Here is a 21,550-nt window from a genome sequence, read left to right on the forward strand (position 1 = left end):
GACACCACAAGGGGATCATCGCGACCGGGCACTCGGCGTCGGCCGTACGTCACGGGAAAACGTCCGCCTCAGGACGTGCGCGACGTGCGAACACGGGACTTGATGGTGACTCGGCATCTCACGCGCTACTCCCGGGGGAGCAGCCGTCGAGCACTCCCGCGGTAGACCGCAGCCCGCCCACATGACGTCACGGGTGGGCGGGCCGGCACCAAAAACTACGCGCTACGCTCCACGACCAGTTCGCACAACGAGGCCAAAGCCTGCTTCGCACTGCACTCCGGCAGCGGCGCCAGAACCTCCCGAGCGGCTGCGGCATAGCGTCGGGTGTCCTCACGGGCCTTCGCGAGCGCCGGGTGCGCGCGCAGCAGCCCGAGCGCCTCCGCGTGCTCGTCGTCGTCCGTGATCGGCCCGTCGAGCAGGGCGAGCAGGTGTCGGTCGGCCGCCGGCGACGAACCGCTCACGCCGGCCCGCAGGTGCAGTACCGGCAGCGTCGGTACGCCCTCGCGCAGGTCGGTGCCCGGGGTCTTGCCGGACTCGGTCGCCTCGCTGGCGATGTCGAGTACGTCGTCGGCCAGTTGGAAGGCGACGCCGAACCGTTCGCCGTACCGGGTCAGGATGTCCACCACGTGCTCGTCCGCACCCGCGAACATCGCGCCGAACTGGCCGGATGCCGCGATCAGCGAGCCGGTCTTGTCCGCCATCACCGACAGGTAGTGCTCGACCGGGTCGTCGCCCGGGCCCGGTCCGACCGTCTCGCGGATCTGGCCGGTCACCAGCCGGGCGAACGCCCGCGCCTGGATCCGCACCGCCTCGTTGCCCAGGTCGGCGACGATCTCCGAGGCCCGGGCGAACAGGAAGTCGCCGGTCAGGATCGCAACCGAGTTGTCCCACCGGGAGTTGGCACTGGGTGCGCCGCGCCGCAGCAGCGCCTCGTCCATCACGTCGTCGTGGTACAGCGTGGCCAGGTGGGTCAGTTCGCACACCACCGCCGCCGGCACCACGCCCGGTGCCTGCCAGTCGCCGAATTGGGCGGCGAGCAGCACCAGCAGAGGCCGGAACCGCTTGCCGCCCGCCTCGACCAGATGCCGCGAGGTCTGCGTCAGATAGGGGAACTCGCTCTTGGTGGCCGCCAGGAGCTCCTGCTCCACGGCGGCCATCCCCGCCCTGATATCGGCGTCGAGAGTCTCGTCCGTGACGCTCAGCCCGAAGGGCCCCACGATCGCCATGACGGTTCTCTCCTGTCGATCACGCAGAGTCTCTGCGTCTTGCTTAATGGACGAACAGGGCTGCCTTGTCCGCGAGGTCCAGTACCGGCTGCGGGAGGATGCCAAGGACCACGGTAACGGCTACCCCGAGCGCGATGGCAGCGGTGGTCATCACGCTCGGTACGACGACCGTCGGACCGTCGACCTTGGGCTCCGAGAAGAACATCAACACGATCACCCGCACGTAGAAGAACGCGGCGACCGCGCTGCACAGCACACCGACCACCACCAGGCTGCCCGCACCGCCTCGCGCCGCTGCCTGGAAGACCGCGAACTTTCCGGAGAAACCGCTGGTCAGCGGAATGCCGGCGAAGGCGAGCAGGAACAGCGCGAACACTCCTGCGACCAGCGGGGAACGCCTGCCCAGACCCGCCCAGTGGGACAGGTGGGTCGCCTCGCCGCGGGCGTCGCGTACCAATGTGACCACCGCGAACGCACCCAGAGTGACGAACCCATAGGCCACAAGGTAGAACATCGTGGACGACACGCCCGCGTCGCTCATCGCGATCATTCCGGTCAGGATGAAACCCGCGTGGGCGATCGAGGAGTAGGCGAGCAGTCGCTTCACGTCCGTCTGGGTGATCGCGATGATCGCGCCGGCGACCATGGTCACGATCGCGACGCCGATCATCACCGGCCGCCAGTCCCAGCGCATGCCCGGCAGCGCGACGTAGAAGAAGCGCATCATCGCGCCGAACGCGGCGACCTTGGTGGCCGCCGCCATGAAGCCGGTGATCGGGGTCGGCGCACCCTGGTACACGTCCGGTGTCCAGGAGTGGAACGGCACCGCGCCGACCTTGAACAGCAGGCCGACGGCCACCATCGCGAGCCCGATCAGCAGCAGCGCGTCGTTGTCCATCGCACCGGCCGAGGCGACCCCGATCTTGTCCAGCGAGACACTGCCCGAGTAGCCGTACAGCATGGCCACGCCGAACAGGAAGAACGCCGAGGAGAACGCGCCGAGCAGGAAGTACTTGAGCGCCGCCTCCTGGGAGAGCAGCCGGTGGCGCCGGGCCAGCCCGCACAGCAGGTAGAGCGGCAGGGACAGGATCTCCAGCGCGACGAACATCATCAGCAGGTCGTTCGCCGCCGGAAAGAGCAGCATGCCCACCAGCGAGAACATGGTCAGCGGGTAGACCTCGGTCTGCGTCCAGCCCGCCGCCGCCGCGTCCTTCTCCTGCTGGCTGCCCGGCGCCGCCGCGGCCTGCGGGGCGAACGCGTCGCCGCCGGCCGGTTCCAGCCTGCGCTCGCCGATCAGCAGCACCGAGGCGATGCCGATCAGCAGCAGCGTGCCCTGCAGGAACAGCGACGGGCCGTCCACGGCGACCGCGCCCATCGCGGTGACGCTGCCCCGGTGGTCGTCCGGCAGGTCCCGAGCGAGCCAGACGACCGCGCCGAACGCGGCGATCATGCCGACCAGGGCCACCGTGAGCTGCGCGCGGTAGCGGGCCGGCCGAGGCAGGAACGCCTCGATCAGCACGCCCACCACCGCGACGCCCGCGATGATCAGGATCGGCGAGAGCTTGCCGTACTCGATGGTGGGCGCGTCCACCTTCGTCACGGCGAGCGTTGCCGTTGCGGCGGTGCTCATGCTCACTTGGAGCCTCCAGTGGTGTGCGCCTCGGTGCCCGCGGCCTGTTCGATGGGCTTGGTGGGCGCCGGGTCCTTCTGCTCCACCCGGCTGAGCGTGTGGTCCACGACCGGGTTGACCGCGTCGAGCACCGGCTTGGGATAGACGCCGAGCACGAGCAGGAACGCGATCAGCGGTACCACGACCGCCAGTTCGCGCGGCACCAGGTCGCGGAGCTTCTCATTGCCCGGCCGCAGCGGGCCGGTCATCGTGCGTTGGTACAGCATCAGCACGTACAGGGCGGCGAGCACGATGCCGGTGGTGGCGAAGATCGCGGCCACCTTGTACTTCGTGAACGCGCCCACCAACACCAGGAATTCGCTCACGAACGGGGCGAGTCCCGGCATCGAGAGGGTCGCGAGTCCGGCCACCAGGAACGTACCCGCGAGAATGGGGGCGACCTTTTGCACGCCGCCGAAGTCGGCGATCGTCTTGCTGCCGCGGCGGGTGATCAAGAAGCCCGCGATCAGCAGCAGGGCTGCGGTGGAGAAGCCGTGGTTGACCATGTACAGCGTCGCGCCCGACTGGCCCTGACTGGTCATCACGAAGATGCCCAGGATGATGAAGCCGAAGTGCGAGATGGACGTGTACGCGATCAGCCGCTTGATGTCGGTCTGGCCGATCGCCAGCAGCGCGCCGTAGATGATCCCGATCACCGCGAGCGTGATCACCGCGGGGGCGAAGAACTTCGAGGCGTTCGGGAAGATCTCCAGGCAGAACCGCAACATCGCGAACGTGCCGACCTTGTCCACCATCGCGGTGACCAGGACCGCGATGCCGGGCGTGGCCTCGGTCATGGTGTCCGGCAGCCAGGTGTGGAACGGCCACAGCGGGGCCTTGACCGCGAACGCGAACATGAAGCCCAGGAACAGCGCCTTCTCCGCGGTCGGGTCGATGTCCAGCTGCCCGGTGGCCACGGCCTGCGAGATCTTCACGAAGTCGAAGGTGCCGTTCCCGTCGATCCCGATGCCCTGGTTGGCGGTGGCCACGTACAGCCCGACCACGGCGGCCAGCATGACCAGACCGCCGAGCAGGTTGTAGAGCAGGAACTTCACTGCCGCGTACGACCGTTGCGGGCCGCCGTAGCCGCCGATCAGGAAGTACATCGGGATCAGCATGGCTTCGAAGAAGACGTAGAACATGAACACGTCGGTGGCCGCGAAGGACACCACGACCATGGCCTCGACCAGCAACATCAGCGCGAAGAACGCGTGCGTGCTGCGCGGCGCGGCCTTGCCGGTGCCGGCCGCGCCGTCGGCGCCCACCGGGGCGTCGTCCGCGTCGTGCCACGAGGCCAGGATCAGCAGCGGCATCAGCACCGCGGTGAGCAGGATCAGCACCAGGCCGATCCCGTCCACGCCCAGCGACCAGCGCACCCCGAACGAGGAGATCCAGCTGTAGCTTTCGGTGACCTGGAAGCGGCCGCCGTCATTGTCGAACTTGGCCGCCACCACGATCGCGACGGCGAGGGTCAGCAGGCTGAACAGCAGCGCCACGTTCTTGGCGAGCTTGCGCTTGCCGGCCGGAACGGCGGCGACGCACAGCCCGCCGACGAACGGCAGCGCCGCGAGCGTCGTCAGCCAGGGAAAGTGGCCGTTCATCGAAGTCCCTCCGCCAAGGCGCCTACGGGGTGGGCGATCTGGGGTCGTGTCCGGATGGTCATGTTCAGGCCATCCGAGCCATCAGCGTGCAGGCCACGACCAGCAGCGTGCCGCCGAACATGGACAGCGCGTACGAACGCACGAACCCGGTCTGCACCTTGCGCACGCGCGCCGAGGTGCCGCCGATGAACGCCGCGAGTCCGCCCACGAATCCGTCCACGCCGCGGTTGTCGAACCACACGAGCAGGCGGGTCAGGTACTGGCCGGGTCGCATCACCAGGCCCTCGTTGACCGCGTCCTGGTACAGGTCCCGCCGCGCCGCGACGGTGACCAGGCTCGCGGCCGGCGCCACCGCGGGCACATCCCGACGGGCGTACTGCACGTAGGCCACCGCCGAGCCGAGCGCGACCATCGAGAGCGCCATGCCGGTGACCGCCCACTCGCTCATCGGCAGGTCGCCGTGCGAGAAGCCGGTGACGGGCGTCAGCCATTTGACAAACGACTCGTTGAGCACGAACAGCCCACCCGCGAACACCGATCCGAACGCGAGCAGGATCATCGGCCCGGTCATCGAGGTCGGCGACTCGTGCGGGTGCGGCTCGTGCCAGTCGGCCGGGGCGCCCGCCGGTGCCTCCTTCCAGCGTTCCTTGCCGAAGAAGGTCATCAGCATCACGCGCGTCATGTAGAACGCGGTCAGACCGGCCGCCAGCAGGGTGACCGCACCCAGGATCCACCCCGAGGTGCCGCCCTTGGCGAACGCCGCCTCGATGATCTTGTCCTTGGAGAAGAACCCGGACAGCAGCGGGAAGCCGATGATCGACAGGTAGCCCAGGCCGAAGGTGACGAAGGTGATCGGCATGTACTTGCGCAGCCCGCCGTAGCGGCGCATGTCGACCTCGTCGTTCATGCCGTGCATGACCGAGCCCGCGCCCAGGAACAGCCCGGCCTTGAAGAAGCCGTGCGTGACCAGGTGCATGATCGCGAACACGTAGCCGATCGGACCCAGGCCCGCGGCCAGGATCATGTAGCCGATCTGGCTCATCGTGGAGGCGGCCAGCGCCTTCTTGATGTCGTCCTTGGCGCAACCCACGATCGCCCCGAACAGCACGGTGATCGCGCCCACGACGGTGACCGCGAGTTGCGCGTCCGGCGAGGCGTTGAAGATCTCCGCGGACCGGGTGATCAGGTACACGCCGGCGGTGACCATGGTCGCCGCGTGGATCAGCGCGGAGACCGGGGTCGGACCCTCCATCGCGTCGCCGAGCCACGCCTGGAGCGGGAACTGCGCCGACTTGCCGCACGCGGCGAGCAGCAACATCAGGCCGATCGCGGTCATCGTGCCGTCGCTCGCGCTCGCACTGCCACCGAGCACGTCGGCGAAGTCGAAGCTGCCGAACGTGGTGAACATCAGGAAGACCGCCACGGCCAGACCGAAGTCGCCGACGCGGTTCATGATGAACGCCTTCTTGGCGGCGGTCGCGGCACTGGGCTTGTGCTGCCAAAAACCGATCAGCAGGTAGGAGGCAAGACCCACGCCCTCCCAACCGGCGTACAGCAGAAGGTAGTTGTTCGCCAGCACCAGCAGCAGCATCGCGGCGACGAACAGGTTCAGGTAGCCGAAGAAGCGCCGACGGTTCTCGTCGTGCGCCATGTAGCCGATCGAGTAGATGTGGATCAGCGAGCCCACACCGGTGATCAGCAGGACGAACACCACGGACAACTGGTCGAGGTGCAGGCCGATGTCGGCCTGGAACTCATTGACCGGCGCCCAGGTCCACAGGTGCTGGTCGACCGAGCGGTCCGCGTCGTCCTTGCCGAGCATGGTCACGAACATCAGCACGCCGACCGCGAACGACCCGAGGGCCATCGCGGTGCCGAGGATGTGGCCGAAGGCGTTGGTGCGCTTGCCACCGACGAGCAGCAGCAGCGCACCGAGCAGCGGCAGGCCCACGACCAGCCACAACGCCGAGTACGCGCCACTTGCCGCGACGGAGTGCAGCCCGCCGCCGCCCTCGTTGGCGAGCACGACGCCGGAGGCCAGGGAGGAGGTTTCGATCACCGGTTCCGACCTACCACTTCATGAGGCTGGCGTCGTCGACCGAGGCCGAACGGCGGCTGCGGAAGATGGCGATGATGATGGACAGTCCGACCACGACCTCGCACGCGGCGACGACCATCGTGAAGAACGCGATGATCTGGCCGTCGAGGTTGTCGTGCATGCGGCCGAACGTGACGAACGCGAGGTTGCACGCGTTCAGCATCAGTTCGACGCACATGAACACCACGATCGCGTTGCGCCGGAGCAGGACCCCGGCCGCGCCGATGGTGAACAACAGCGCGGACAGGTACAGGTAGTTCACCGGGTTCACGGGCGCCCCTCCTTGGAGCCTGCGCCGGCGGCAACCTCGTTGCCCGAGCCGCCGCCCGACGAAGAGTCGGCGTCGTCGTGTTCCTGCCGGGCGGTGGGCACCGGTGCGGAGGAGGGGCCGTCCGACTCGTCGGGCCACGCCTCGTCGTCGGCGTCCGCGCCCGCGCTCTCCAGCTCGGCGACGCTGTGCACCGCCTCGGCGCTGACGTCGCGGATCTGACCGCGCGCGCGCAGCGTGCCGTTGATCGACAACTGCGAGACGCTGCCGTCCGGCAGCAGCGCGGCCACGTCCACGGCGTTGTGCCGGGCGTACACCCCGGGCGTGGGCAGCGGCGCGACCTGCTTGTTCTCGCGCACCCGCTCCTCGGACAACTCGCGCTGGGTCTTGCGCGGCACCAGGCGTTCGCGGTGCGCGAGCACCATCGCGCCGACCGCCGCGGTGATCAGCAGCGCGCTGGTCATCTCGAAGGCCCAGATGTACTTGGTGAAGATCTGGTGTGCCAGACCCTGCACGTTGCCCTGGGACGCCGCGCGCAGCGCCTCGTCGTTCGTCTCGGCCGGATACACCGGCCGGCCGCCCGGCGTCTTGGTGGCCAGCGCGGTGAAGTGCGTGATGGACGCGTTGGCGATGCCCGCCACCAGCAGGATGCCGAAGCCCAGGCCCAGCCCGACGGCGGCGATCCGCTGACCCTTCAGCGTCTCCTTGAGCGAGTCCACCGAGGAGACGCCGACCAGCATCAGCACGAACAGAAACAACATCATGATCGCGCCGGTGTAGACCACGATCTGCACGATGCCCAGGAACACCGCGCCCTGGGCCAGGTAGAAGATCGCCAGGCACATCATCGTGGTGACCAGCGCGAGCGCGCTGTGCACCGCCTTCTTCATGAAGACGGTGGCCAGGGCGCCGATCAGCGCGACGGCCGCGAGCACCCAGAACTGCAGCGCCTCGCCGGTGGAGGTCTTGGTGACCTCGGCCGCGAAGTCGATTCCGGGACTCATCGGCCCGCCTCCGTCCCCTGCTTGTGCGCCTCGGCCGGGTCGCGGGGCTGCCCCTGGGTCACCGTGCCGGGTGCGGCCGCGGTGACCTTGCCCAGGTAGTAGTCGGTGTCGGTGGTGCCCGGGTACATCTCGTGCGGTGCCGGGACCATGCCCTCGTACAGCGGCGCGAGCAGCTGTTCCTTGGTGAAGATCAGGCTCGCCCGGCTGGTGTCGGCGAGCTCGAACTCGTTGGTCATGGTCAGCGCCCGGGTCGGGCACGCCTCGATGCACAGGCCGCAGAAGATGCAGCGCAGGTAGTTGATCTGGTAGTTGCGGCCGTACCGCTCACCGGGCGAGAAGCGTTCCTCGTCGGTGTTGTCGGCACCCTCCACGAAGATCGCGTCGGCGGGACACGCCCACGCGCACAGTTCGCAGCCGATGCACTTCTCCAGGCCGTCGGCGTAGCGGTTGAGCTGGTGCCGGCCGTGGAATCGCGGTGCGGTGACCTTCTTCTCGTACGGGTAGTACTCGGTGTTCGCCTTCTTGAACATCGTCGCGAAGGTGACACCGAACCCCGCGACCGGTCCGAGGAACTTGGGCACGGGTCTATGCCTCTCCTTCAGTGCGGTCGGCCGGAAGCTCCGCCGCGGCCGGCGCACCGACCGGCTCGGGTTTGCGCACGTTGCGGCGCGGCACCGGCGGGAGTTGTTGGCCCGGCATCGGCGGTACGGGGAACCCGCCCGCCATCGGGTCGAACGGTTCGGGTCCGGCCGCCTTCGCGTCCGCCTCCTCGTCCCGGTTGGGCGTGACCGCGTCCCACAGGATCGACAGCAGGAGCAGGGCGACCACACCGCCGGCGACCCACAGCACGATCCGGGACTGCTCGTAGCCCTCGTTCTTGAGCGCGCGCACGGTGGCCACCAGCATCAGCCACACCAGCGAGAGCGGGATCAGCACCTTCCAGCCGATCTTCATGAACTGGTCGTAGCGGAACCGCGGCAGCGTGCCGCGCAGCCAGATGAACACGAAGATGAACGCCTGGACCTTGAGGAAGTACCAGAGGAAGGGCCACCAGCCGGAGTTGGCGCCCTCCCAGACCGCGGTGATCGGCCACGGCGCGAGGTAGCCGCCGAGGAAGAGCGTGGTCGCCAGCGAGCTGACCACCACCATGTTCACGTACTCGGCGAGGAAGAACAGCGCGAACTTCAGCGACGAGTATTCGGTGTGGAACCCACCGACCAGCTCGCCCTCGGCCTCGGGGAGGTCGAACGGCGCGCGGTTGGTCTCGCCGATCATCGCGACGACGTAGATGATGAACGAGACCGGCAGCAGCACCGCGTACCAGGTGTCCTGCTGGGCGGCGACGATCTCCGAGGTGGACATCGAGCCGGAGTAGAGGAACACCGCCGCGAACGACAGGCCCATCGCGATCTCGTACGAGATCATCTGCGCCGAGCTGCGCAGCCCGCCGAGCAGCGGGTAGGTCGAGCCGGAGGACCAGCCCGCGAGCACGATGCCGTAGATGCCCACGGACGCGACCGCGAGGATGTAGAGGACCGCGACCGGCAGGTCGGTCAGTTGCAGGTGCGTGCGGTGCCCGAAGATCGACACCTCGGGCCCGAAGGGGATCACCGCGAACGCCATGAACGCCGGGACCATCGCCACGATCGGGGCGATGATGTAGACGGCCTTGTCGGCGCCCTTGACGGTGATGTCCTCCTTGAGCGCGAGCTTCACGCCGTCCGCGAGGGACTGGAGCAGGCCCTGCGGGCCGGTGTACTTGGGCCCGATGCGCATCTGCATCCAGGCCACGACCTTGCGTTCCCACCAGATCGCGAACAGCGTCATGACGACGCAGAACGCGAAGATGAGCACCGCCTTGAGCAGGATCAGCCACCAGACATCGGTACCGAACCCGACCGCGGCGAGCTGCATGCCGCTGTCCGTCACCGCTCCTCCTCATGAACGTGTGCGGTCCGACCGTTGAGGCCGGTGCCGCCCGCCCGTCGCCCGCCCCCACCCTTGTTCGGAAGCACTTCGTGCTCTCCCGCCCGTCGCCCGCCCCCACCCTTGCTCGGAAGCATTTCGTGCTCTTTTCCGTTGGGACCCTCCGCCTGGGCGAGATCCGCCACGGCCGGCCGAATCCTGACCACCTCGCCCGCGCCCACCCGCAGCGCGCGACGCACCGAGGAGCCGGGCGAGTTCGCGGGCAGGAAGACCACGCGCTCGGTCATGTCGGTGATGCGCAGCGGCAACGTGACCTCCCCGTGCAACGAGGTCACGGTGACGCCGCCCCCGTCCTCGGCGCCGATCTCGGCGGCCGTGGACGCACTCAGTCGGACCACCGGCGCGCGCCGGGTGCCCGCCAGATGGGGTTCGCCGTCCTGCCCGCGGCCCTCGTCCAGGAGCAGCCGCCAGGTGGCCAGTACGGCTTCGCCCACACCGGGGCGCGGGAGTTCGCGGGTCCGGCCCTCGGGGGCCGGCCCCCGGTCGCCGCTCCACCGGCCGAGCCGGCGCAGTTCGCGGCGGGCGGCGGTGAGCGAGGGCAGGTCGATCGGGGTGCCCTCGCGCTGTTCGGCCATCGCCTCGGCGATCGCGTCGAGCACCCGCAGGTCGGACATCACCGCGGCCAGGTCGCCGGTGAGCTGGTCCTTCTTCAGCACGGTGGCGAACGGGCGTTCGCGGCCCTCCCAGTCGACGAAGGTGCCGGGCTTCTCGGCGGGCGCGGCGACCGGGAAGACCACGTCGGCGCGTTCGGTGACCGCGCTGTGCCGCAGTTCCAGGCTGACCACGAAGCGGGCCGCGTCCAGTGCGGCGATCGCGCCGGCCGGGTCGGGCAGGTCGTCCACGTCGACGCCGCCGACCACGAGTGCGGCCAGGCGCTGCTCGCGGACCGCGGTGAGCATCGAGGTGACGTCCAGGCCGTAGCCGCCGGGCAGGTCGGCGACCGCCCAGGCCGCGGCGACCTCGGCCCGGGCCGCGGGGTCGCTGACCGGTCGCCCGCCCGGAAGCAGGTTGTACAGCGCGCCCGCGTCGAGTGCGCCGCGCTCGCCGGCCCGGCGCGGGATCCAGGCGAGTCGGGCGCCGGTGCGTGCGGCCAGCGCGGTGACCTCGGCCAACGCGCCGGGCACGCCTGCCAGGCGCTCGCCGACGAGCACGATGGTGCCCGGTGTACGCAGCAGGTCGGCGGCGCCGCGGGCGAGTTCGCCCTCGACCGCCGGGTCGCCGAGCGCGGAGAGCCACTCGGTCTCGGTTCCGGGGGCCGCGCGCAGCAGCGTGCCCTTCGTCCGGACCAGGCCGGCCGAGGCGAACGGCGCGATGCCGTAGACCTTCAGGCCCTTGCGGGCGGCCTTGCGCAGCCGCAGGAACACGATCGGCGACTCGTCCTCGGGCTCGAACCCGACCAGGAGCACGCCGGGGGCCTTCTCCAGGTCCGCGTAGGTCACGCCGAGTCCGGTGCCGGCCACCTTGGCGGCGAGGAACTCGGCCTCCTCGGCGGAGTGCTCCCGGGCCCGGAAGTCGATGTCGTTGCTGTCGAGCGCGACCCGGGCGAACTTGCCGTAGGCGTAGGCGTCCTCCAGCGTGGCCCGCCCACCGACCAGGACGCCGGCGTTGCCGCGTGCGGCGGCGAGCCCGCGCGCGGCCACACCCAGCGCCTCGGACCAGGACGCGGGAACCAGTTCGCCGCTCTCCTCGTCCCGAACCAGTGGGGAGGTGAGCCGGTCCTGCTGCGTGGCGTAACGGAACGCGAAGCGACCCTTGTCGCAGTTCCATTCCTCGTTGACCTCGGGCTCGTCGCCGGCGAGCCGGCGCAGCACCTTGCCCCGCCGGTGATCGGCGCGCAGCGAGCACCCGGACGCGCAGTGCTCGCACGTGGTCGGGGAGGACACCAGGTCGAACGGCCGGGCCCGGAAGCGGTACGCGGCCGAGGTGAGGGCACCGACCGGGCAGATCTGGATCGTGTTGCCGGAGAAGTAGGACTCGAAGGGCTGCTTCTCGTAGATCCCGACCTGCTGGAGTGCGCCGCGTTCGATCAGCGCGATGAACGGGTCGCCCGCGACCTGCTCGGAGAAGCGGGTGCAGCGCGCGCACAACACGCAGCGCTCGCGGTCCAACAGGACCTCGGAGGAGATCCGCAGCGGCTTGGGGAAGGTCCGCTTGACCTCGGCGAAGCGCGAGACCGAACGACCCGCGCCCATCGCCTGGTTCTGCAGCGGGCACTCGCCGCCCTTGTCGCAGACGGGGCAGTCCAGGGGGTGGTTGATCAGCAGCAGCTCCATCACCCCGTCCTGCGACTTCTTCGCGACCGGCGAGGTGAGCTGGGTGCGCACGACCATGCCGTCGGTGACGGTGGTGGTGCACGAAGCGAGCGGCTTGCGCTGGCCCTCGACGTCGACCAGGCACTGCCGGCACGCGCCGACCGGGTCGAGCAGCGGGTGGTCGCAGAACCTGGGGATCTGGATGCCGATCAGCTCGGCGGCCCGGATCACCAGGGTGCCCTTGGGCACGGAGACGTCGATCCCGTCCACCGAGATGGTGACGAGGTCCTCCGGCTTGGGGGCCGGCGGCCCACCCGCGGGGGTGTTGGTCGTGACTGTCATGTCAGCTGTGCGCTCCTGCCCCGGTTGAAGCGGGGGCTGTGCTCGCCCACGCGGTGGATGCCGCGGTGTCGAACGGACAGCCGCCGTGCTCGAAGTGCGCCAGGTATTCGTCGCGGAAGTACTTGAGCGAGGACTGGATCGGGCTCGCGGCACCGTCGCCCAGTGCGCAGAACGACTTGCCGAGGATGTTGTCGGCGACGTCGAGCAGGGTCTCCAGGTCCTGCTCGGTGCCCTCGCCGCGTTCCAGCCGGGTGAGCAGCTGGGTGAGCCAGTAGGTGCCTTCGCGGCACGGCGTGCACTTGCCGCAGGATTCGTGCTCGTAGAACTCGGTCCAGCGCAGCACCGCGCGCACCACGCACACGGTTTCGTCGAAGATCTGCAGCGCCTTGGTGCCGAGCATGGATCCGGCCGCGCCGACGCCCTCGTAGTCGAGCGGTACGTCCAGGTGCTCGTCGGTGAACATCGGCGTGGACGAGCCGCCGGGCGTCCAGAACTTGATCCGGTGTCCTTCGCGCACCCCGCCCGCCAGGTCCAGCAGTTGGCGCAGGGTCACCCCGAGCGGGGCCTCGTACTGACCGGGCCGCTTGACGTGTCCGGACAGCGAGTACAGCGTGAAGCCGGGCGACTTCTCCGAGCCCATCGAGCGGAACCACTCGACGCCCTTGTTCAGGATCGGCGGCACCGACGCGATCGACTCGACGTTGTTCACGCAGGTCGGGGACGCGTACAGGCCGGCCACCGCCGGGAACGGCGGGCGCAGTCGGGGTTGGCCCCGGCGGCCCTCCAGCGAGTCGAGCAGCGCGGTCTCCTCGCCGCAGATGTAGGCGCCCGCGCCCGCGTGCACGGTGAGTTCGAGGTCGAGGCCCGAGCCCAGCACGTTCTTGCCGAGGTAGCCGGCGGCGTACGCCTCGCGGACCGCGTTGTGCAGTCGGCGCAGCACCGGGACCACTTCGCCGCGCACGTAGATGAACGCGTGCTCGGAGCGGATCGCGTAGGACGCGATGATCACGCCCTCGATCAGCACGTGCGGGTTGGCGTACATGAGCGGGATGTCCTTGCAGGTTCCCGGCTCGGATTCGTCCGCGTTGACCACGAGGTAGTGCGGCTTGCCGTCGTTCTGCGGGATGAAGCCCCACTTCATGCCGGTGGGGAAGCCCGCGCCGCCGCGACCGCGCAGACCGGAGTCCTTGACGGTCTGGATCACCTCGTCGGGGTGCATCGCCAGCGCCTTGCGCAGGCCGTCGTAGCCGCCGCCGCGCCGGTAGGTGTCCAGCGTCCACGGCTGGTGCTCGTCCCAGTTCGCGGAGAGCACGGGGGTGAGGAGGGATGGCTCGGTCACGGCGCTTGGTCCCCGTCCTGGTCGGTCGCGGGCCCGGTGGGCGGCGCGGGGTGGGCCGGGTCGGATTCGGCGGTGCGCGCCGGAGCGTCGTGCGAACTCGGGGACGCCGGGGCGTCCTTCGCCACGTCCTCGGTGGGCGGCCGACGTGCGGGGGTGAGGCGGGCCGGTTCGTCGGCCTGCGTGCCGTTGGCGATGCGCAGGCCGACCAGGCTCGCGGCGCCGCCCGCGCCGCCCTCGTCGACCGCGCCGGGCCGCTCGTCCGGGAAGCCGGCCAGGATCCGCGAGGTGTCCCGGAAGGTGCACAGGCGCGCGCCGCGGGTGGGTACCGCGTGTTTGCCCGCGCGCAGGTCGTCCACGAGTTCCTTGGCCGACTGCGGGGTCGCGTCGTCGAAGAACTCCCAGTTGACCATCACCACGGGCGCGTAGTCGCACGCCGCGTTGCACTCGATGTGCTCCAGGGTGACCACGCCGTCGGCGGTGGTCTCCTTGTTGCCGATCCCGAGGTGGTCCTTGAGGCTCGCGAAGATCTCGTCGCCGCCCATCACCGCGCACAGCGTGTTCGTACAGACGCCGACGTGGAAGTCGCCGCCCTGGCGACGCCGGTACATCGTGTAGAAGGTGGAGACCGCGGATACCTCCGCCGCGGTCAGGCCCAGCATGTCGGCGCAGAACTCGATGCCGGTGCCGGTCACATAGCCCTCTTCGGCCTGCACCAGGTGCAGCAGCGGCAGCAGCGCCGAGCGGGCCTGCGGATAGCGCCCGATCACCTCCTTCGCGTCCACCTCCAGGCGGGCGCGCACCTCGGGCGGAAACGGCGGAGCCGGCTTGGCCGGGGGCATCGGCATGCCCAGGTCCGTACTCATCGGTCGACACCTCCCATGACGGGGTCGATGCCCGCCACTGCGACGATCACGTCGGCCACCTGACCGCCTTCGCACATCGCGGCCATGGCCTGCAGGTTGTTGAACGAGGGGTCGCGGAAGTGCACGCGGTAGGGGCGGGTGCCACCGTCGCTGACCGCGTGTACGCCCAGTTCGCCGCGCGGTGATTCGATCGCGCTGTAGACCTGGCCCGGCGGTACCCGAAAGCCCTCGGTGACCAGCTTGAAGTGGTGGATGAGGGACTCCATCGAGGTGCCCATGATGTTCGCGATGTGGGCGGGCGAGTTGCCCAGGCCGTCCGAGCCGAGCGCGAGCTGGGCGGGCCAGGCGATCTTCTTGTCGCCGACCATGACCGGCCCGGGGGCCAGCCGGTCCAGGCACTGTTCGACGATCCGCAGCGACTGCTTCATTTCCTCGATGCGGATCAGGTACCGCCCCCAGGAGTCGCACGAGTCCGCGGTGGCCACGTCGAACTCGTAGTTCTCGTAGCCGCAGTAGGGCTGGGTCTTGCGCAGGTCGTGCGGCAGCCCGGTGGAGCGCAACACCGGGCCGGTCAGGCCCAGTGCCATGCAGCCGGCCAGGTCGAGGTAGCCGATGCCCTGGGTGCGGCCCTTGAAGATCGCGTTGTCGTTGAGCAGCAGCTCGTACTCGCGAACGCGGCCGGGCAGGATGTTCACCAGCTCGCGGATCTTGTCCACGGCGCCGGGCGGGAGGTCCTGGGCGAGACCGCCGGGGCGGATGTAGGCGTGGTTCATCCGGAGCCCGGTGATCATCTCGAACACGTCGAGGATCAGCTCGCGGTCGCGGAACCCGAAGGTCATCACGGTGAGCGCGCCGATCTCCATGCCGCCGGTGGCCAGGCAGACCATGTGCGAGGAGATCCGGTTGAGCTCCATCAGCAGGACCCGGATCACCTGCGCGCGCTCGGGGATGTCGTCGGTGATGCCGAGCAGCTTCTCCACCGCGAGGCAGTACGCGGTCTCGTTGTGCAGCGGCATCAGGTAGTCCATGCGCGTCACGAAGGTGACGCCCTGGGTCCAGTTGCGGAACTCCAGGTTCTTCTCGATGCCGGTGTGCAGGTACCCGATTCCGCAGCGGGCCTCGGTGACGTTCTCCCCGTCGATCTCCAGGATCAGGCGCAACACGCCGTGCGTGGAGGGGTGTTGCGGGCCCATGTTGACGACGATGCGCTCTTCGGCGTCCGCCGCGGCCTGGACCACCTCGTCCCAGTCGGAGCCGGTGACCGTGTAGATCCGGCCCTCGGTGGTCTCCCGCGCGTGCGCGGCGGATGGGGGTGTCGTTGTCTGATCGCTCATCAGTTGTACGACCTCCGCTGGTCGGGCGGCGGGATCTGGGCGCCCTTGTACTCGACGGGCACGCCGCCGAGCGGGTAGTCCTTCCGCTGCGGGTGGCCGGGCCAGTCGTCCGGCATGAGGATGCGCGTGAGCGCGGGGTGGCCGTCGAAGACGAGGCCGAAGAAGTCGTAGGTCTCCCGCTCGTGCCAGTCCAGCGCGGGATACACGCTCACCAGGGACGGCAGGTGCGGATCCGCGTCCGGGACCGAGACTTCGAGCCGGACCGCCCGGTTGTGGGTGATCGAGCGCAGGTGGTAGACCGCGTGCAGCTCACGGCCGGTCTCCTGCGGGTAGTGCACGCCGGAGACGCCGGTGCACAGCTCGAAGCGCAGGGCCGGGTCGTTGCGCAGGGTCAGCGCGATCCGCGGCAGCGACTCGCGGCGCACGTGGAAGGTGAGCTCGCCGCGGTCGACCACGACCCTCTCGATCGCCTCGTCGAACTCGATGCCGGCTTCCGCGAGGGCGCCGGAGAGCTCGTCGGCGACCAGGTCGAACTCGCCCTCGCCGGCCGCGGTACCGCGCGGGCCGCCGTACGGGCGGGCGGCGGCGCCGGGGAAGGCGACGGTGTGGACCAGCTTGCCGTAGCCGGAGGTGTCGCCCGATCCGCTCGCGCCGAACATGCCGTGGCGGACCTCGATGGGTTCGCCGATCGGTACGCCGTGCTTGTCGCGAGGGGCGGGCAGCTGCGCCTTTTCCTCGGGCGTGGGGTTCGGGGCGCCGTTGGCGGGGGTGGTCATCGGGCACCCCCCTCGGGCGCGTGGCCGACCGGGATGCCGGGGTTGAGCTCGTGCGCGCCTCGGCGGGCGCTCGCGGGCAACATCTCGATGGTGGGCAGCGCCTTCATGGCGGCCTGCTCGGCGGCGCGGGCCGCCTTCTCGCGGTTGACGCCCAGCGGCATCGCCTGGATCTCCTCGCGGAGCTTGATGATCGCGTCCATCAGCATCTCGGGCCGGGGCGGGCAGCCGGGGAGGTAGATGTCCACCGGCACCACGTGATCGACGCCCTGGACGATCGCGTAGTTGTTGAACATGCCGCCCGAGGACGCGCACACGCCCATCGACAGCACCCACTTGGGGTTGGGCATCTGGTCGTAGATCTGCCGCAGGACCGGCGCCATCTTCTGGCTGACCCGGCCGGCGACGATCATCAGGTCGGCCTGGCGGGGCGAGGCCCGGAAGACCTCCATGCCGAAGCGGGCCAGGTCGTAGCGGCCGGCGCCGGTGGCCATCATCTCGATCGCGCAGCACGCGAGTCCGAACGTGGCCGGCCAGAAGGATCCCTTGCGGAAGTAGCCGGCCAGCCCTTCCACGGTGCTCAGCAGGAAGCCGCTGGGCAGCTTCTCCTCGATACCCACGCGGATGCCCTCTCTCCGTCAATCGTTGGGGGAAGCCTGTGGGGAAGCCTGGGCGTCTCGGCTCATCGGTCCCACGTCCTTGCCTACTCCTTGGTCGGTCCCATTCGAGGCCGGTTGGTCAGTCCCATTCGAGGCCGCCGCGACGCCACAGGTAGGCGTAGGCGACGAAGACCGCGGCCACGAACATGGCCATCTCGACGAGACCGAACATCCCGAGCGAGTCGAAGTAGACGGCCCACGGGTAGAGGAAGACGATCTCGATGTCGAAGACGATGAAGAGCATCGCCGTCAGGTAGTACTTGACCGGGAATCGCCCGCCGCCGATCGGCTGCGGGGTCGGCTCGATGCCGCACTCGTAGGCTTCGAGCTTGGCCCGGTTGTAGCGCTTGGGCCCGGTGAGCGCCCCCATCACCAGGGAGACCACTCCGAAGGCCAGGGCAATGCCCCCGAGCACGAGGATCGGCGCGTACAGGTTCACCGCGCTCCCATCTCCCTTCTCAGTCCCCCGGAGTCACGCATGTGACCGGGTTCACAAGCTGCCGGAACGGCGCCCATCCTAGGCCCCTTCCGATGTGATCTGCGACACGGGTAGGGAACGATCATGGTGTGATCTTCCCCACCTGATGATCGATCAGAAACGGTTGCGTGCAGGCAAAAATCACACAGGGTGAGAAATTCGGCCGACTAAACGATCCGCCGCTCACGGACGATGTTGATCATGGGATTCGCCTATACCACCGGTTCCGAAGGGGCATCAAATTTGGCCGAGCATGATCGGTTGTGATAAATGATCCGGCCGGTTGCGTACGGTGCGTAACCGGAAATCCGCGCCTTGCGCGGGGGCGGATGCGCCGCCCGGCGGCCTCCGGCCGCTCCCGTGAGACCGCGCTGCGCGCGGGCCGCTGCGCTGCCGGCGGCCTCCGGCCGCTCTCCTCGCTCGCTCGTCGATCACGGGTCGACGATCAAGTCGTGGGCGCTGACGCGCCGGGGGTCACCGAATCCACAGCGGCCCCGAGGGGCGGCGCGGGGTCGACCGGGGCGGGGTCAGGAGCGCCCTTCGTGGGACCCGGTACGCGCCGACCCGGTCGCGGCGGGCGGCGCCCCTTCGCACCCAACGGGACCGACCACCCCACCCACCACACCACTCGCGTGGGTGTCCCGCGGGACCGTAACCCCGCGACGAGATTCCGATACCCGCCGAGTCGGCCACCCACACCGGCGACCCATGGGCGTCTCACCCGGTGCTGCGGTCCGTACTCGGGCCGCCACATGAGTACCGATGCTCACGCCGGCGCAGCCCGTCTCTCCCTAGCGTCGAGCCATGCCCCAAGCCACATACGGAGACCACAAGACCGGCCACGGCCCGATCGTCACTTTCGTCGCCCTGGTCGTCGCCGCGATCCTCGCCATGGCCGTGGTCGACGCATTCGTGCTGCTGACCCTCGCCGCCGACGGCGACACCTGCGCACCCTCGTGCTCGGCCGACACCACCGCCGCCGGCAACCGCCTGGTCCTCCTGGCCAAACTCAGCGGCCTCGCGGCCCTCCTGAGTCTCTTCCTCACCGTGACCCTCCCGCGCCGCATCCGTTGGCAGGTCGGCCTCCCGGTCCTGGGCATCGGCGTCATCCTCCAGGCCGTGGCCCTGGTCGGCGCGTCCTGATCGGCGGCACCCGGCGCTTCGGCTCACCGAAGCCGGCTCACCCCCGCCTGTGCGCGACCGACCTCCCGGGCCCGGCGTCGGCGTCGGCGGCGGGTGCCCCGGCACGTGTGCGGCCACGCCCACGAGACCAGTGCCACGCCCACGGACAACAGGATCACCGCGCCGGCCTGGTGCCACGTGGTCGCGCACCCGCTCTCCTCGGTGCAGGACCTGGGAGTGAAGAGATACCGCAGGCCCAGCAGGGCTGAACCTCGCCGCCTACGCCGCCGCCGTGGCGGCCGCGATGTACCCGCTCGGCCGCCTCCCGCGCCTGGGGAGCAACCGAGAACCGAGCGCCGAACCGACTCACCGTGAATTCCCCGACGCACTCCGCGACGCCCGGCCCTCCCCGACCACCACTCCGCCCCGGATCGATCCCGACCTCGTTTCGATCCCACGGGAGGCATTCGGATCCCCGTCGGCGCGCGCGCCGGCACCGACGGAGCCGTCGCCGAGCGGAGCCGCCGTCGAGGTGGCCCCACTCGGCGCGGGCTTCGAAGGATCAGCCGACGATCGGCGGTTCGGCCAGGAGGGTCCACCAGGTCGAGTGGTCGCCGGAGTGCCCGACCATCGCTTTCGCGAGCGCCCGCCGTGCGGTGGGGGATGCCCGACGCCGGTCGGGGAATCGCCACATCCAGCGGCGGACCTCGCCGAGGTTGTGGCCTGCGTCCACCAGATTGGCACCGAGGTAGCCGACCTCCGCCCACGGCGGCCCGAGCGCCACCTGCCCCCAGTCGACGACGGACAACCTCCCGTCCGGCCGGACGATCATGTTGGCCGAGGTCAGGTCGGTGTGCAGCAGGGTGTTGCCGCACAATGGCCCGGTCCGTCCGGGGGGAAGGTGCTCGCGCAGCCGCGCGGCCAGGGTGGGCAGACCCGCGCTGCGGCCGGGTCGGATGCGCCCGATGCGGTCGAGGGCACCGACCACCAACACCATGTCGGGCGAATCCAGGCACAGCCGGAGGGGGCGGCCTTCCACGTGCTCGAAGACGAGTACCCGCCACCCGTCGACCGTGCCGTGCCGCAACAATCGCGGCGACAACACACCCGTGACGGCACTCGCCGCGATCTCGCTCGTCTGCGCCCGCGCGGACAGCGGCGCGGTGGCCTCCTCGGCAACCTTGACGAACACCGAGCCGGTCGGGGTGGTGACGGTCGCGGCGAAAGAACTGGTGTACGGGCCGGTGATGGGTTCGACCGAGAGCACGGGTCCGGCCGTCTTCTCGATGAACCCGTGGACGGCAAAGGGGAGTTCGAGCCACGCGTAACGCCTGCTCATCCCGTCTCCCGAATCGATTCGGTTTCCGCGGGCAGACGGAGGCAAGGCACCCCGATCGATGTCACCGACAACAACACCGCACCGAGTTCCCGCCCGAGATGGTCCACCCGCATCAACCGCCTTACCGCCTTGCCCAGTTCCACATCGAGGTCGAGCGCCACCAAGTGCCCGACCGGGCACAGGTAAGGCGACCGCCCCGCCCGATGCGGTTGCACCACGGCAACACGCTCCGGCGCCGGAGGAAGGGCCACGACGGTCCCCTCCGGAAGGTCGGCATGTGCGTCGACGTGCCGAACACGACAACCGACACGAATCGGCGGCTGTGCATCGGCTCGATATTCTTGAATCTCCATCACGCCTCACGGTGGATAGATGGAGGCAGCGGCCGGGCTCACGCCTGGAATCGAGACGCCCGGCCGCTGCCGGTCGAAGAGGCGACATTCGACGCCCCGGTCATCCTTCTCTTTCGTTCAATCGGCAGCCGAGCCCAAGGCGCGCTGGGGCAGGGTCACGTTGCGCTGCCACATCGGTCGGTTCTCTTTGCTTGGCGCCGATGGCGCACAGCGTGTGGGGCCTCGGGAAGTGTGAATCCGGCAGCGACCCACTTGCCCTCGTGGCCGTCGTTGCAGATGGGCCCGTAGGCCAAGTGGTCCGCGAGGTTCGCGACAATCCCCAACCCCCGTCCCGCTTCGCCATCCGCCGGCACGGCGTCCGAGTCACGAGTCCACACGAGCTCTACGAATCTGGTGTCCGTGACGGCGAATGTCAGTGTTTGCCCGTCGACCCACCAGTGGACGGCGATCTCGCCGGTGGTGTGCTTCCAGGCGTTGGTAACCAACTCGGTTGCGACCACGAGGACGCCATCCAGCCAATCGGCGTGGCCCTCGGTGGTTCGGTCGACGCCCAACACGGTGCACACGTCGAACACGTATGCACGAGCGGCCGTTGTCACGACCGTGTCCCTAGACAGGTACAAGTGAGGGGCTGGGGCTGACGTCATCTCGAACTCCCTTGCAGCAGGGGGACTTGCCCGCCCGAAACTGCCCTTCCCGCATGATCACGATCAGTGGCGCGAAGGTAACCTCAAGGTACAAGTGAACATCCTCAGAGCAAGGCTTATCTCTGAAATTTCAACGAGAAGAGTGACTCCGTGCGACGATTCAGCCGCCGCAGTCTCTGGACGAGGCATCGCTGCGA

Annotated in this window: 18 protein-coding genes; 1 reads left to right on the forward strand and 17 read right to left on the reverse strand. The window is 69.3% G+C overall.

Annotated elements, in window-relative coordinates:
* Positions 1-215: 215 nt before the first annotated feature.
* From A3IC_RS0106825 to A3IC_RS0106895, 15 genes are all read right to left on the reverse strand, one after another.
* Positions 216-1,226 (reverse strand): polyprenyl synthetase family protein, encoded by a 1,011-nt coding sequence (locus A3IC_RS0106825; RefSeq protein WP_020549313.1) that lies wholly within the window; start codon positions 1,224-1,226, stop codon positions 216-218.
* 43 nt (positions 1,227-1,269) lie between these two features.
* Positions 1,270-2,856 (reverse strand): NADH-quinone oxidoreductase subunit NuoN, encoded by a 1,587-nt coding sequence (gene nuoN / locus A3IC_RS0106830; protein ID WP_020549314.1) that lies wholly within the window; start codon positions 2,854-2,856, stop codon positions 1,270-1,272.
* Between the two features lie 2 nt (positions 2,857-2,858).
* Positions 2,859-4,496, reverse strand: coding sequence for an NADH-quinone oxidoreductase subunit M (locus A3IC_RS0106835; RefSeq protein WP_020549315.1), 1,638 nt, complete (start codon positions 4,494-4,496; stop codon positions 2,859-2,861).
* 64 nt (positions 4,497-4,560) lie between these two features.
* Positions 4,561-6,459, reverse strand: a complete 1,899-nt coding sequence (nuoL, locus tag A3IC_RS0106840; protein WP_026217956.1) for an NADH-quinone oxidoreductase subunit L — start codon at positions 6,457-6,459, stop codon at positions 4,561-4,563.
* Between the two features lie 106 nt (positions 6,460-6,565).
* Complete coding sequence (gene nuoK, locus A3IC_RS0106845; protein WP_020549317.1) at positions 6,566-6,865, reverse strand: NADH-quinone oxidoreductase subunit NuoK; 300 nt, start codon at positions 6,863-6,865, stop codon at positions 6,566-6,568.
* Positions 6,862-7,866, reverse strand: coding sequence for an NADH-quinone oxidoreductase subunit J (locus tag A3IC_RS0106850; RefSeq protein WP_020549318.1), 1,005 nt, complete (start codon positions 7,864-7,866; stop codon positions 6,862-6,864). The genes nuoK and A3IC_RS0106850 overlap by 4 nt, the downstream gene beginning before the upstream one ends.
* Positions 7,863-8,447, reverse strand: coding sequence for an NADH-quinone oxidoreductase subunit NuoI (gene nuoI, locus A3IC_RS0106855; RefSeq protein WP_020549319.1), 585 nt, complete (start codon positions 8,445-8,447; stop codon positions 7,863-7,865). The genes A3IC_RS0106850 and nuoI overlap by 4 nt, the downstream gene beginning before the upstream one ends.
* Before the next feature lie 4 nt (positions 8,448-8,451).
* A complete protein-coding gene (gene nuoH / locus A3IC_RS0106860; protein WP_052173248.1) occupies positions 8,452-9,780 on the reverse strand; it encodes an NADH-quinone oxidoreductase subunit NuoH in 1,329 nt (442 codons plus the stop codon).
* Positions 9,781-9,791: 11 nt separating this feature from the next.
* Positions 9,792-12,446: an NADH-quinone oxidoreductase subunit G gene (locus tag A3IC_RS0106865; protein WP_020549321.1), complete on the reverse strand. Its 2,655-nt coding sequence runs from the start codon at positions 12,444-12,446 to the stop codon at positions 9,792-9,794.
* Position 12,447: 1 nt separating this feature from the next.
* Positions 12,448-13,785 (reverse strand): NADH-quinone oxidoreductase subunit NuoF, encoded by a 1,338-nt coding sequence (gene nuoF, locus A3IC_RS0106870; RefSeq protein WP_020549322.1) that lies wholly within the window; start codon positions 13,783-13,785, stop codon positions 12,448-12,450.
* Positions 13,782-14,648: an NADH-quinone oxidoreductase subunit NuoE gene (gene nuoE / locus A3IC_RS0106875; protein ID WP_020549323.1), complete on the reverse strand. Its 867-nt coding sequence runs from the start codon at positions 14,646-14,648 to the stop codon at positions 13,782-13,784. The genes nuoF and nuoE overlap by 4 nt, the downstream gene beginning before the upstream one ends.
* The gene (locus tag A3IC_RS0106880) at positions 14,645-15,982 is read right to left on the reverse strand and encodes an NADH-quinone oxidoreductase subunit D (protein WP_020549324.1); all 1,338 of its coding nucleotides are present in this window, start codon (positions 15,980-15,982) and stop codon (positions 14,645-14,647) included. The genes nuoE and A3IC_RS0106880 overlap by 4 nt, the downstream gene beginning before the upstream one ends.
* Positions 15,982-16,758, reverse strand: a complete 777-nt coding sequence (locus tag A3IC_RS0106885) for an NADH-quinone oxidoreductase subunit C (protein WP_020549325.1) — start codon at positions 16,756-16,758, stop codon at positions 15,982-15,984. The genes A3IC_RS0106880 and A3IC_RS0106885 overlap by 1 nt, the downstream gene beginning before the upstream one ends.
* Positions 16,755-17,375 carry a NuoB/complex I 20 kDa subunit family protein gene (locus A3IC_RS0106890; RefSeq protein ID WP_020549326.1) on the reverse strand — a complete coding sequence of 207 codons (621 nt, stop codon included), beginning with the start codon at positions 17,373-17,375 and terminating at the stop codon, positions 16,755-16,757. The genes A3IC_RS0106885 and A3IC_RS0106890 overlap by 4 nt, the downstream gene beginning before the upstream one ends.
* Before the next feature lie 118 nt (positions 17,376-17,493).
* Entirely contained in the window at positions 17,494-17,853 is a 360-nt protein-coding gene (locus A3IC_RS0106895) for an NADH-quinone oxidoreductase subunit A (protein ID WP_020549327.1), read from the reverse strand.
* Positions 17,854-18,696: 843 nt separating this feature from the next.
* Between A3IC_RS0106895 and A3IC_RS0106900 the strand changes: the two genes are divergently transcribed.
* Positions 18,697-19,035 (forward strand): hypothetical protein, encoded by a 339-nt coding sequence (locus tag A3IC_RS0106900; RefSeq protein WP_020549328.1) that lies wholly within the window; start codon positions 18,697-18,699, stop codon positions 19,033-19,035.
* Between the two features lie 541 nt (positions 19,036-19,576).
* On the opposite strand, the gene A3IC_RS0106905 is transcribed toward A3IC_RS0106900, so the two are convergent.
* On the reverse strand, positions 19,577-20,353 hold the full coding sequence (locus tag A3IC_RS0106905) for a phosphotransferase (protein ID WP_020549329.1): 777 nt from the start codon (positions 20,351-20,353) through the stop codon (positions 19,577-19,579).
* A gap of 508 nt (positions 20,354-20,861) precedes the next feature.
* The gene (locus A3IC_RS0106915) at positions 20,862-21,353 is read right to left on the reverse strand and encodes an ATP-binding protein (RefSeq protein ID WP_079026284.1); all 492 of its coding nucleotides are present in this window, start codon (positions 21,351-21,353) and stop codon (positions 20,862-20,864) included.
* Between the last annotated feature and the right edge of the window lie 197 nt (positions 21,354-21,550).

Origin of the sequence: Embleya scabrispora DSM 41855, from assembly GCF_000372745.1 — a bacterium.
Taxonomy (GTDB): Bacteria; Actinomycetota; Actinomycetes; order Streptomycetales; family Streptomycetaceae; genus Embleya; species Embleya scabrispora.